Origin of the sequence: Kribbella albertanoniae (assembly GCF_004348455.1) — a bacterium.
GTDB classification, from domain to species: domain Bacteria; phylum Actinomycetota; class Actinomycetes; order Propionibacteriales; family Kribbellaceae; genus Kribbella; species Kribbella albertanoniae.
Map to the genome: position 1 here is coordinate 102,784 of NZ_SMKA01000002.1, position 12,985 is coordinate 115,768.

Sequence of the window (12,985 nt, forward strand, 5' to 3'; positions counted from 1 at the left end):
TGCTGCGCGCCGGTACAGCAGAACTACAGGGCCGCTATGCCAGCGCGCGGAGCCGATGCCGGTCGATCTTCCCGTTCGCGGTGGTCGGGAAGCTGATCAGCCGCCGGACGGAGATCGGCACCAGGTACGGCGGTAGCAGCCGGCGGAGCTCGGTGAGCAGCGCGGCCGGGTCTCGCGAGTGGCCGGTGTAGAACCCGTGCAGCGCTCCGTTGCTCTCGACAACCACCGCGTTCTCGATGCCGGTCAGGCCGCGCAGCGTGCCTTCGATCTGGCCTGGTTCGACGCGGTGCCCGCGGACTTTCAGCTGGTCGTCCAAGCGGCCCAGGTGCACGAGCTCGCCGTTCTCCCAGCCGACGAGATCACCGGTCCGGTACCAGTCCTGAGCCGTCGGCGCCTGGGCGAGCCGCTCGATCCGGCCCGGTGTGATCCGCACGAAGCGGCCCTGGTTCTCGGTCGGTGTGAGGTAGCCGTCGAAACGTTGCGAGCCACGGATACACAGTTCGCCTCGTGCCGACGGTCCGGCGTCGCCGAGAACGGTCGCTTCGAGATGGGGATGCGGCTGTCCGATGGGCACGCTGTGGTTCGACGTCCGGGGCCAGCGGTCCCGGTCCGAGGGGAGCTGGTAGCCGGTGCACGTGATCGACGTCTCCGTCGGACCGTAGAGATTCTCGATGACCGAGCCGGGCGCCGCCGCGGCCCAGGTGCCGGCCTGCTGGACGGTGAACTGCTCACCCGCGAACAGGCTCCAGCGCAGACCCGGCATACTGACCGGCCGCAAGGCGCCGAAGCGGTGGGCCAGCGAGATCACCGACGGGACCGAGAACCAGTGCGTGATCGCTCGCCGCGACACGAACGTGTCCGGCGCCAGAATGTCGTCGCGGTCCGGTACCACGACGGTCGCGCCACCGGCCCAGGCGACGAACATCGCGAAGACCGACGGATCGAAGGACAGCTCGAAGGTCTGCGCGAAGCGATCACCAGGCTGTACGTCGAATCGCCTGACACAGTAGGGGATGTACTCCGTGAGGTGGCGATGCCGGATCGGGACGCCTTTGGGGCTTCCGGTCGAGCCGGACGTGAACAAGATGTAGGCGAGATCGTCGGGCTCGGGGGATCCGTTGGCGCGCTGCCGTCGGCCGGACCGGTGCAGGGTCAGGCCGCTCAAGACGAGCTTTGCGACTGATCGTGCGGGTGCGGGTTCCGGGCCGGCGTCGATGACGGCATCGAGGTCGGCCAGCTCGGCCAGAGTTTCGACGTAGGCGGCCGGAGCGCCGGCCGACAGTGGAACGACGGCCGCGCCAAGGCGCTGCGCGGCCAGGTACCCCGCGTACGTGGCGATGGTGGGCCTGGCCACCAACCCGACACGTCGGGGTGCGACGGAGGCCAGGCCATCGGCGCCGACGGCCTTGACGATCTGCTGGAGCTGCGCGTACGTCAGCCGCTGCTCGCCGACCTCGAGCGCGACCAGGTCGGGAAACCGTTCGGCACTCGACCGGAACCAGTCGTAGAGAGTGGGCATCGTCATCGCCGTCCCCGGACATCCGCTTCGGTGCGCTCGAGTTGCTCGAAGAGTGTGCTGACCAGGTCGCAACGTGGCCTGCCGCGGCTGGCGGATTCGGCGGCGAACCGCAGTACCCGGGGCACGTTGTCCCAGCAGCGGATGGCCGCTGCCAAGGCTGCCTGGTTCGTGCCGGCGTCGTGGGCCGAGTACCAGCGATAGGCGAAGCTCTTGTGGCTGGCGGCCGCCCAGAGGTCCTCCAGTAGTCCGGACTCCGCGCGGCAATCCGCCATGAGGTGGGCGCGCAGACACTGCAGGACGTCCGTGGGGTGCAGGACCAGCTGACCGGTCGGCAGTATGGCGGGCTTGGCCGGTTGTTCGGAGGATCGGCGCAGCCAGAGTGGGCCGTCCGCCGGCGGAGTGACCGGTGCGCCGAAGGCGAACCTGATCCGCAGCCGGTGCTCCGGCAACCACGCCGAGAACGGACGAAGAGCGGCACGAAGGTCGCGGACCCGTACCTCGCCGCGGTAGGGGAGCTGGTGCCCGTGCGGAAGGAGCGCGGAGAACGAGTCGTTGACCTGCCAGCTGCGCGGACCGCAGGACTCGATCAGCAGCCAATGCGGCGCAGGGGACCGGCCAGCGTGGACGGACCAAGGAAGTTCTGCGGCATCGACCGGGATGATTGCCCGGCCGTACGTCGCGACCTCGGCCGCTGCCAGTGCGGTCAGAGCTTCCGGATCGGCTGCTGCGGCGTATGCCAGGTGGCTGCCGTCCGGGAGCCGGTCCAGCGACGGACGGTGATGTGAGAACGCGAGTCGTCCCGGTACCAGATCCGTCACGAGAGTCAGCTCGATGGATCTGGCCAGCAACTCGTCCGCCGCCCATTCGACGGCGAGGTAGTCCCGGAGCGCCGACGTGAAACAGCTGAGCCCGGACACCGTGCTGGGCCGATCTGCTGCGGTGTCGCCGGTCATCGCGCCACCAAGAGCTCGTCCGCGTTCTCGGCGATTCCCGCCAGGAGAGCGCCGGTCGCGCCGCCGGCGACGCCGAACATGGTCGACTGGGATCGGAGCAGGGCCGTTCCGTTGTCGTGGTACGCGTCGGCACCGCGCAGGTCGCAACACTCCGCGATGATCAGCTGCACCGCATCCGCGCAGGCCACCTTGAGCACCATGCCCGAGGTGCCTGGCGGCTGGGTGGGTTCCAGCCGCCGGAGCGCCTGAAGTCTGCGCAACTCGACGAGGCAACGGGCGAATCGCTGTCTGATCACCTGGTTGTCCCACAACGGCCCTGCGCCAGCCCTGCGGCGTACCAAGAACCGATGGGTGTCGGCGAGGACCCGTCGGCACAGGGCGTGCGCCCAGATCGCGCCGACCAGGCGCTCGGTCTGCATCTGCCGAGCGAGCTCGGCCAGTCCGCGTCCCGACCGACCGACCAGCTGCTCTTCCGTGACCACTGCATCGAGGTCGACCCGGCCGAGGGCCGCTCCCGGGAACGTCTGGCGGGCAAGGGGGACGATCTCGACGCCGGCCGATCTGGCCGGCAACAACACCCATCGGAAGCTGGAGAAGTGGACGGCCGGTCGATGGCGGCTCAGAACGAGCAGGTAATCGCACTGACTCGCGTTGGTGATCCAGTCCTTGCTGCCGACGATTCGCAGCTCCGACTCGGTCGTGGTCAAACCGGTCACCGCACTGGCCAACGTCGATCCGGAAACCTCGGCATCGGTCGCCGCCACGGCGACCAGGCATCGGCCGGTCAGAACGCGCTGGAACACCTGCTGTGCAAGCGGACTGGCAGTCGCCTGCCGTTCCAGCAGCGGCAGAGCCAGTGCGAGGTGCACGCAGAACGCCAGCATCTGGCCCGTCGGCAGCTGTGCGTCGAGTTCGGCAAGGACGTCGTCCAGTACGGCCGATCCGGACATGCCTCCGTCGGACACCAGCGGCCGGAGTTCCTCGAGTATGCCGGCCTCGGCCAGGACACGCCAGAGCGACCGCAGATCGGGCGTGGCCGACGCGGCCAGGGCCTGCCTGACCCGGAGCGCGGTGTCAGACAAGATCCGACCTGGTGTCCATGAGGGCCAGCGAACCGTTGACCAAGCGCAGCCGGTCGTTGCCGAAATTCAGTGACGCCGAGCGCAGATCGCGGAACGACCGTTCGAGCCGGAGTGGCGAGTCCGGCAGGTAGCCGTGCCGCAGACCGGCCAGTTCGACCAGTTCGTGCACCACCTCGAAACAGCGCACCGCGGACTCGGTCTTCAGCGTGTTGACCAGGAGCTGGACCCCGGTTCGCGCTATGTCGGAGTCGGTCGCGATGGCCCGCGCCGTATGCCGGAGCAGCGCGTGCGTGACGTCCAGATTGGCCCTGCAGGTCGCGAGCCGGGTCTTCAGCAGATCCGAGCCCGGGTCGAAGCCGCGACGTCCCGCGGGGCCGCGAATATGTCCGATGACCCGGCTGTACGCGCCGAGCGCCGTACCGAGCCAGGCCGCGGCCCACCCGAGATGTGCTACCGGAGCGAAGACGGTCGCGACGATGGAGCGGTAGTCCTGGTGGGAACTGACGATCTGCGTGGCCGGCACCGCTCCGGCCAGATGCATCGGCACGCTCTCGGTGGCTCGCATACCCAGTGCGTCCCAGGTGCCGGTGACCTCGGCCGTCAGTTGATCCGCAGTCGCATAGACGAGGTCGACCTGGTTCGGTGAACCGTCCGGGCTGCGGACGGTGATCAGGAAAGCGTCCGCATGGGAGCCGCCGGTCACGATCGGCGCCATCCGGTCCACGACCACCTGGCCGGCCACGAGACTCGTCGTCGAGCCCGATACGAGGAGCTGCGCGCCCGTGGACGGCTCAGTGGTCACCGACGCCAGGTACAGCTCGCCTTCGGCCACCGCGGGCAGCACCTGGGCCCGCAGTCGCGGGCCGGCGCAACAGGCCAGCGTCCGGACCTGCTGGCAGTGCATCGCGAAGATCATCGCGACCGACAGATCGTGCCGACCGAGTTCGATGGTGATGTCGACCAGGTCGTCCAGCTCGCCGCCAGGCCCGCCGTACTCGGCCGGAACCAGCAGCCCCAGCAGCTTGGTCTCCCGCAGTTCGTGCAGTGCTTCCTTCGGGAAGACGGCGTGCCGATCGTTGCCGGCGGCATGCACTTCCGCAACGGCCGTCACGGTGGCGACAGCGTCGCGGTAGCGTTCGGCGATCACGGGCTCAGCCGTCCGTCGGCTGCGTGGCCTGGCGCCGGAGCCGGTCGACGGTCACCTGCAGCGAGCGTCCGGTGGCGAACGTATGGTCGGTCAGGAGTTCGTCCGGGATGACCACGTGGAACGTGTCCTCCAAGGCGAACAACAAGTCGATGGCTCGCATCGAGTCCAGGCCCAGATCGCGCAACGGCCGGTCCGGGTCCAGAGCCTCGCCGTCGACGTACTTCAAGTGCTTTCGCAGTACGGCGTCGAGGTCGGCATGTAGCGTCATGTCACCTGACCTTCCTGATCGGCGATGGGGAACTGCTGGACGGTGCGTTCGACGACGAGCCGGCTGATGTCGATCAGCTCGGCTCCGTCGACCACGACCTCGTATGGCGCCGGATGGCCGAGGAAGGCGATCAGGCTGGCCGAGAGGCCGTAGGCGCCGACGTTGGGAATCCGGACCGTGTCGCCGGGACGGAGGGCCGGCAGCCTGGTGTGGGTCGCCCAGGTATCCAGTGGGCTGCAGAGCGGACCGGTGACCATCGCGTCGTCGAGGACGCCGTCGCGATCGTCGGCCAGTAGGTCGGGAACGAGCTGTGGGAGCCGGCGTAACCCGGACATACCGCCGAGATGGTTGATCCCCGACTCCAGTACGACGACGGGCCTCCCGGACGAGTACTTCACGTCGGCGACCTTGGTGAGCAACTGGCCCGCTGCTGCGACCAGGTGGCGTCCGGACTCGAAGAAGACCTGTGGCCGGCCACGTCTCCAGCCAGGGAACGTCTGGTCGAGCGTCGATGCCAGGTGGTCGGCCAGATCCGGATAGGCCGGACAGTCGCCGGCCCGCGCGTACGGCGCGCCGAAGCCGCCGCCGAGGTTGAGGATCCGCAGTGGACCGCCGAGCACATCGGACACCGCGCGTGCGGTGTCGATCGCCAACTGGAACTGCGCCAGCAACGCCGCCTCGGAAGCGAGGTTGCTGCCGAGATAGAGATGCAGTCCGGTCACTCCGGTCCGGAACCGCTCCGGCCTTCTGATCACCCATTCGGCATCTGCGCCGAACTGCGAGGTCTCGCCCGCCATGGCCAGACCTTGCCCGCTGAGGCCCTGGGTGGCGTTCAGTCTGAGCAGGCAGTCGACGTCGGGGCCCTGGACGGCACGTCCGACCTGAGCCAGAGCTGTCGGTGAATCCACGGAGAAGGTCCGCACTCCCGCGCGGACGGCGGAAGTCACGTCGTCGGTGCTCTTGCCCGGACCGGTGAAGAGGATGCGGTTCGGCGGTACGCCGGCCGCGATCGCGATCACGACTTCCCCGATCGAGCTGACCTCGGCCCAGCAGCCGAGCTCGGCCAGCGCGGCGACGAGGATCGGGTGCGGGTTGGCCTTCAGCGAATAGCAGAGCACGCTGGGATGCGGCAGCGTCGAGCTGAGCCGGCGATGGGAGCGGCGCACCTGCCGGAGGTCGTAGACGTAGGCGGGGGTGGGAAAGCGGGTGCCGTCGAGAGACGGCTCCGCCGCGGACCGCGCGGTCATCGTCCGGTCACGTGACATGGCTTCGCACCAGAGTCACCAGAGCCGCGCGGGCGACCTTGCCGTGGGCCGTGAGCGGCAGTTCCGGCAGTACGAGGCACCGGTCGGGGATCTTCGGCGCCTCGAGGAAGTCCCGCATGCCTCGCAGCACTTCGGCAGCGGTGCATCGACCGGCGACGACCAGTACCGCGCCGTCGGAATCCTGCACCGGCGGGACCACCTCGGCAGCTTCCACGCCCGCGACGGCGAGCGCTGCCGCGACGACCTCGATCGCGCTCACGCGGAAGCCGTGTTCCTTGTACAGATCGTCCCGGCGGCCGTGGAAGTACAGGAAGCCGTCTTCGTCGAGCCGACCGAAATCCCCGGTGTGGAGTTGCCGGAAGAGCCCGTCGACAACCCGGAACCGTTCGGCGGTCGCGGCCGGTGCGTGCCAGTAGCCCGACATGACGTGCGGACCGCGGACGACGATCTCTCCGGTGACGCCGGCCGGTACCTGGTGGCCCGCCTCGTCGACGATGATCAACTCGGTCCCCGGTAGCGCGCAGCCGCACGATCCCGGACGGTCCAGATCGCCGTCCGGCGGCATGATCGCCGCGCGTTTGCATTCGGTGAGTCCGTACATCACCTGGATGCGCAGTTGCGGCAGCCGCGTTCTGAGTGCCGCCAATGTCGGAGCCGGCAGCGCCGCTCCGGTGTTCGTGAGCAGGCGAAGGTCCGAGGGAACCTCGTCGGACCTGGCCAGCAGCATGGCGAGGTTCGCCGCCAGCGAAGGTACTGCCGGCAGCACGGTCGCACGCGTCTCGCGCAATCGGCGCAGGAGCGCAGGGCCGGCGGCAGTGGTCGGTGCGGAGGCCAGCTCCGCGCCCGCCGAAACGGCGAGCAGGAGCTGGTACAGGCCGTAGTCGAAGGAGAGTGGCAGCGCACAGAAGACGATGTCGTCGCGACGATACCGAAGCTGCGACTGGATGGAATGGGTGGCGAAGACCATCTGCTGATGTGTGCAGACGACCGCGCGCGGCAGCGCCGTACTTCCCGAGGTGTAGATCATGCAGGCAGGATCGACCGCGATCGGTGGCTGCGGCGTACCTGTTCCGAGCGCGGCATCGCCGAGTCGGTCGGGATCTGCGACCCGGATTCCCACTCTACGCGCGAGCTCCTGAAGACGCGGATCGCGAGTCACGACCAGCACGGGAGCGGCGTCGGCCAGGACGTGTTCGGCGAGCCGTGCCGGAATCTCCTCCTGGATGACGACGAAGACTGCTCCGATGCGCGACAACGCGAACAGCACTGGCGCTAGTTCGATCGCTTCGGCGAGGGCCAGGACCACGTGATCGCCGCGGCGCAGGCCGTCCGCTGCCAGACTTCGGGCGAGGCGGTCGCTGTGACCGCGCAGTTCCGCGTAGGTGATGACGCGACCGCCGCCGCTGACAGCGATCCGTTCTGGCGCCTGGTCCGCGGCCAGGTCCAGCAGTTCGTGGAGTAGGCACGGGTTCGCCGTCATGTCTGGTGATTCTTCGGATTGCTCCTACAGGGGGTGTACAGGATTGCTTTCGCTGCTCGGACGACCCATGGCACCTTCGCGGAAGGCCTGGTACGCCGTCAGGTCGTACAGGCCGTGACCGCTGACGCAGACCAGTAGCACACCCGGCCGACCGGCCGCGTCCGCCTGCAAGGCTGCCTCGGCAGTGGCGTGGATTGCGAAGGCGCTCTCCGGTGCGGGCAGCAGTCCTTCGGCTTCGGCGAAGTCGGCGGCGGTCGCGAAAGCCTCCGCTTGCGAGCAGGCCACCGCCTCCATCAGGCGCCGGTGGTAGAGCGCACTGATGAGCTTGGCCGCGCCGTGGTATCGCAACCCGCCGGTATGGTCCGGGGGGGCCGCGAAGTCGTGTCCAAGCGTGTACATCAGCTGTAACGGCGTCAATCTGGAGGCGTCGGTGAAGTCATACTCGTACCGGCCCTGCGTCAGCTTCGGGCATGCCGAGGGTTCGGCCGCGATGACACGGACCGGCCGGCCCCCTCGCAGCGTCGTGCCGAGAAAAGGCAGCGCGATCCCGCCGAGATTGCTGCCGCCGCCGATCGATGCGACGACGGTGTCGGGCACCGTGCCCAGCCGGTCGAGTTGTTCCATCGCCTCCAAACCGATGACCGTCTGGTGAAGCAGCGAGTAGGTCTCCCCGCTGCCGGTGCAGAAGTAGTCACCGCTGGATCTGGCGTCCTCGACGGCCTCGGCCAACGCGATGGAGAGGCTGCCGCTGCCGCCCGGGTCGCTGGTGGCAGCATGACGTCCGCTGTCAGTCCGGTCGCTCGGACTCGGGATCACCTCGGCACCGAGGAACTCCATCAGCGAACGCCTTCCAGGCTTCGCCCGATAGCTGGATCCGACCATGTAGACCGTGCAGTGCAGGCCGAAGACCGCGCACGCAGCGGCGACGGCGGTACCCCACTGACCCGCACCGGTTCCGACGGTCAGCCGACGGGCACCGGCGCGCTGGTAGTAGTAGATCTGCGCGATGGCGGTGTTCAATTTGTGACTGCCGGACAGGTTGCCGCCTTCGTACTTGTAGTAGATCCGGCTTCGTGTTCCGATCCTGCGCTCGAACGTTTCGGCCCTGCGTAACGGCGTTGGCCGCCACTGGGCGTACCGGTCGGCGACCTCTGGCGGAATCTCGATCCAGCGTTTGCGGCTCAGCTCTTGCCTGATTAGCGCCGGCGGGACTTGGACTCTCAAGGAGGTTCGGTCCCGGTCGGGGGACGGACGGTCAGGCGGTAGGTCGAACCCGAGGTCAGGCAGCACGTTATACCAGGCAGATGGCAAGTCCATCGTGGCCCCTATCCGGCGTTGCGGCGGATGTCGTCGTCCGCTTCCGCAGCCAGGCAGATGCGGGCGTAGGCATGCAGGATCGGCGGCAGTTCATAGGTGAGTACGCCGTCGACGGAATGGCGTGAGCGCAGCAGGCCGTTGTGCACGAGTCGTTCCAGCAGCCGGTCGGCGACCTGAGTCGGCTGCAGCATCGCGTCGGCGACTGCCGCGGGGACGATCCGCTCCGGGGGCAGAAAGGCCAGTGCTCCGAAGCATCGGCGGGTCAACGGGTCCATCCGCTCGAATCCGGAGTCGAGCAGCCGCCGGATCGACATTTCACCGACACTCAACTCATCGAGAACGCGGTCGGTGTCCTTCAGGCGATCCGCTAGGAACCGCATGGTGTGCGCTGGTCTGGCGGACAGCCGAGCGCCGGCAACCCGAATCGCTGCTGGAAGCATGGCGCAGCGCACGACGATGTCGCGTGCGGCGGCGCGTTCCGCATCGATGCGATCGTCACCGATCAGCTGCGCGAGCATCTGTAGTGACTCGTCCTCATTGAGTGGTCTCAGATCGAGGCGGAGATCCGCGTTGATCCCGGCGAGCCAATCGCGGCTGGTGATCAGCACGCAGCTAGGCCCAGCACCCGGTAGCAGATCGGCAACCTGTGGACTGCTGGCCGCGTCATCCAGGATGATCAGAGCTCTTCGCTCAGCCAGAACCGACCGATAGAGCGCTCGTCGCCTGTCTGCACTCTGTGGGATCGCCTCGGGAGTGATGCCGAATGCTTGCAGGATCTCGCCTATCGCATCTCCCGGTCTCTTGGGAGTCTTGGTTGAGCCGGCGAGATCAATATGGATCTCGCCGTCCTCGTACACATCGCGTGTCGCCATGGCCGCGCTGGTAGCGGTCGCCGTCTTCCCGATGCCAGGCGGGCCGGACAACACTGCGATCGGGACTCGACCGCTCGGGCGTTCGGCGCTGATTAGCGCGGTTAATTGCTCCAGTTCGGAGGAGCGCCCGGCAATGGCTGGACCAACTGGCAGCAACTGATGTGGTGTGACCGGTGCGCCCGCCTCGAGGCCGGGGCGTGGAATTCGCAGGCTGCCGTCGAGGATGCCGGCCTGTGCACTGCGCAGTGCGAGACCTGGCTGGACACCCAGCTCATTCTGCACCGTGTGCAGCGCTCGCTGATAGGCCGCGAGTGCGTCACCTGTCCGCCCCACAGCGTGCAGGACGGTGATCAACGAGTACCACAGTGACTCGTCGAGCGGCCGGTCACCGACCAGTTCTTCGAGCAGGGGCAGGAGCTCTGCTCGTTCACCGAGCGCCAGACGGGCGTCGATCCAGTCCCGTTGGACCTGCCATCGTTCTTCTTCGAGTGCTGACACCCGGGCTCGCATCCCGGCACCGAGTTCGATCTCCGGCAGCGGCATGCTCCGCCACATCTGTAGCGCCTCGCCGAGTAGCGATCGGGCATCGTTGTAAGAGCTCGACCGCAGTGCCTGCCGCCCGGCGTCGGCGAGGGTGGAGAAGCGGAGGAGATCAAGCTCCTCGTGGTCGGCTAATAGCCGATAGCCTGCCGGATGCCCCCGCAATCGGTGCTGTGCGCCCGAACTGGTCAGGATGGCTCGCAGCTGGGAAACATAGGTCCGCACGTTTTCGACGGCTGACCGTGGTGGTTTTCCCGGCCATATCCCGTCGATGATCTGATCGAGTGGTACGACCTGATTGGTCCGGAGGAGGAGAATAGCCAGAAGCGCGCGTAGTCGCCGCGCTTTGATGGGTAGTGGTCGGCCCTGGGAGTCCATTACTTCCAACGGCCCGAGAATATAATAACGCATCGCATCGACCCCCGATTGACGAGTTTCGGTGGGTCCCACCCGGAGGGCGTCTCCCGTGTGAGGTGGGCGCTCTGTCACTGGAGTTCACCAGTCAGCCTGAAGTGGGCTACGCCGGATAGTCAACGGTTTTGCATGAACCTGCAAAAAGTCTGTGTTGGCTCGAGTCGAGCGAAGAAATCGGTGAGAATCTCAACAGTACTTGCCATCCGCCCTCGGCATGCACCTCGTGCCCGTGGGTGCGTTCGAACGCGCGCGCACGACGATCGGGTACATGGCGGCGACAGGTAGGCTAGTTTGCAGTCTCGCTTGACATCTCTGTGGGTATGCCGAGGTTCTCATTCTTGCGGAGCGCAATTCGTCCTCTCAAGCTGATTTTGGAATCATCCTTGCTGCTGTCCGGCCCATCGCACCTGGCCGAAATGCGGATACGGCAGACCACAGTCAACCGCGTCGCCTTCCCCTAAGGAGCGCGGCCCATCTGCTCATGCCTTGATCGCGATTTCGCTACCGTACGCATCGTGAGTCGTGAGTCTCGAATTGCGGATCGCTCGCGACCGATGCCTCGGAGGAGCCTGGGAGCCGGTAAGCCTGAGATCCGGAGGTGGCGAGCCTCCAGTGTCGGGCGAGATCGGATCAAGACGACGCTGGCAAGAGCAAGCAACGGCCAACCATCTTGGGGCGAACGAGTCTTCCTAGAGGCGGAACCTCACCAGCTTGCATCAAGCACTCGGAGTCCCCATGGTGCGGCGACGACTGTGAGAGTCGGCGAGGTCGGACGTATCCGCTGATACGTCGTGGCGAGGAACAGACTGGGCTAGAGCTACGGACAGTCTCCTGTAGTGATGGCGCTGTGTGACTGCGTTTCCGTCGGTTCGCGCCCAAAGGGCGATGTGCTGTTGATCCCATAGCGCTCGCGATAGGCGACGACTTCGCGGAGCCGTACTTCTCGCGTCGAGTTGGGTTGGCCGGCTACCACGCTCGCGAACGCGTCGTACCAGAGCGGCCTTCCTAGCTTCGCCGTGGTGGCTAGCCAGTCGATGCGCTGGACAATTTCGGCCTCGAGTTCGAGCAAACGCAAGTGCATGGACGGATGCTCGGTGGGGCCTGCGGCAACCACCAGACCGGCTAGGCGTGTAGGGCCTTCGCCCGATCTGCGGGCCTTCCTGCTGATGAGCCGTTCAACCCGAGTATGGAGGACCGCAGCGAGGTCGTTCGCGCTGTCGAGATCTGAGTGCTCGACTGCCTCTCTGAGGACATCTGCCATTTCGAGCCCGGCGTTCTCTGCGCGTCGGAGTTCGGCTACGAGGGCTCCGTAGGCGGGAGAGGCGCGCAGCGCTGCTTGGCTGCTCGAGTCAAGACTGCTAACGGTGATGGCTCTGGCCAGGCGGGCACGCGCGTCTAGCTGGCAGAGGTGTTCGTGGATGGGGATTAGGCGGTCTAGGCGGGTGGCGTTGTCTAGTTCTTGGCGCATGACTTCGTGGGCTGAGAGCTCTACGCGGGGGTTGTTGAGGACTGCTTCTAGGACGTCTTGGACGGGTCTGCTCGAAGTGGGGTTCGTGGAGGTCTGGGGTGGGTTGTGGGTGGCTGGTGATGACCTTGTCGAGGCGCTGGGTGGTGGCCTCGCCGATGCGGAGTTCGGCGATCGCGGGGCGGATGTGGAGGCGCGTCACGCGCTCGTAGGTGTCGTAGGAAGTTGGGGAGCGCTTGCCGAGGTCGACAAGCTTCTTGAACTTCTCGCTCCACAGGTCGAGGAGGTCGCCGACCTTGTGCATCGCGGTCAGCTCGGTCGAGTGGCCGGTTCTGGTGCGGTCCTGGAGCTTCTTCAGGAGTGAGCGCTCGGCGGCGGCCTTGGTGGGGCCGTAGGCGCTGACGGGACGGACGTGCCCGTCGAGGTCACGGAACTTCGCCTGCGCTTTGTGCTGGACGGCCTTGCCCTTGGCGTCGGTCTTGGTCGGCCAGGTCGAGATGGTTCCCCAGGAACCGAGTGGGATGGTCGGTCGTGCCATGTCATGCCTCCAACCGGGTGATGGTTGGGGTGCTCAACGGTCTCGGAGGTCGAGAATCTGGAACGTGGGGAACGACGAGCATCGCTGTGACATGACGCACAGTCACGATCAGGTCAAGGCGGGCA

Annotated in this window: 10 protein-coding genes; all 10 read right to left on the reverse strand. The window is 66.8% G+C overall.

What is annotated here, in order from left to right:
- Nucleotides 1-34 precede the first annotated feature (34 nt).
- Nucleotides 35-1,525 (reverse strand): AMP-binding protein, encoded by a 1,491-nt coding sequence (locus E1261_RS01305; RefSeq protein ID WP_202874239.1) that lies wholly within the window; start codon nucleotides 1,523-1,525, stop codon nucleotides 35-37.
- Nucleotides 1,522-2,472 (reverse strand): hypothetical protein, encoded by a 951-nt coding sequence (locus E1261_RS01310; RefSeq protein ID WP_132400397.1) that lies wholly within the window; start codon nucleotides 2,470-2,472, stop codon nucleotides 1,522-1,524. The genes E1261_RS01305 and E1261_RS01310 overlap by 4 nt, the downstream gene beginning before the upstream one ends.
- Complete coding sequence (locus tag E1261_RS01315; RefSeq protein WP_132400400.1) at nucleotides 2,469-3,554, reverse strand: acyl-CoA dehydrogenase family protein; 1,086 nt, start codon at nucleotides 3,552-3,554, stop codon at nucleotides 2,469-2,471. The genes E1261_RS01310 and E1261_RS01315 overlap by 4 nt, the downstream gene beginning before the upstream one ends.
- A complete protein-coding gene (locus tag E1261_RS01320) occupies nucleotides 3,547-4,701 on the reverse strand; it encodes an acyl-CoA dehydrogenase family protein (protein ID WP_132400403.1) in 1,155 nt (384 codons plus the stop codon). The genes E1261_RS01315 and E1261_RS01320 overlap by 8 nt, the downstream gene beginning before the upstream one ends.
- A gap of 4 nt (nucleotides 4,702-4,705) precedes the next feature.
- Nucleotides 4,706-4,969, reverse strand: a complete 264-nt coding sequence (locus tag E1261_RS01325; RefSeq protein ID WP_132400406.1) for a phosphopantetheine-binding protein — start codon at nucleotides 4,967-4,969, stop codon at nucleotides 4,706-4,708.
- Nucleotides 4,966-6,234: a type III PLP-dependent enzyme domain-containing protein gene (locus tag E1261_RS01330; protein WP_202874240.1), complete on the reverse strand. Its 1,269-nt coding sequence runs from the start codon at nucleotides 6,232-6,234 to the stop codon at nucleotides 4,966-4,968. Before E1261_RS01330 ends, E1261_RS01325 begins: the two co-directional genes overlap by 4 nt.
- Complete coding sequence (locus E1261_RS01335) at nucleotides 6,224-7,714, reverse strand: class I adenylate-forming enzyme family protein (protein ID WP_132400409.1); 1,491 nt, start codon at nucleotides 7,712-7,714, stop codon at nucleotides 6,224-6,226. The genes E1261_RS01330 and E1261_RS01335 overlap by 11 nt, the downstream gene beginning before the upstream one ends.
- A 24-nt stretch (nucleotides 7,715-7,738) precedes the next feature.
- Nucleotides 7,739-9,031, reverse strand: a complete 1,293-nt coding sequence (locus E1261_RS01340) for a TrpB-like pyridoxal phosphate-dependent enzyme (RefSeq protein ID WP_132400412.1) — start codon at nucleotides 9,029-9,031, stop codon at nucleotides 7,739-7,741.
- Nucleotides 9,032-9,039: 8 nt separating this feature from the next.
- A complete protein-coding gene (locus tag E1261_RS01345; RefSeq protein ID WP_132400415.1) occupies nucleotides 9,040-10,893 on the reverse strand; it encodes an AfsR/SARP family transcriptional regulator in 1,854 nt (617 codons plus the stop codon).
- Nucleotides 10,894-12,215: 1,322 nt separating this feature from the next.
- Nucleotides 12,216-12,860: a hypothetical protein gene (locus tag E1261_RS01350; protein ID WP_132400418.1), complete on the reverse strand. Its 645-nt coding sequence runs from the start codon at nucleotides 12,858-12,860 to the stop codon at nucleotides 12,216-12,218.
- Between the last annotated feature and the right edge of the window lie 125 nt (nucleotides 12,861-12,985).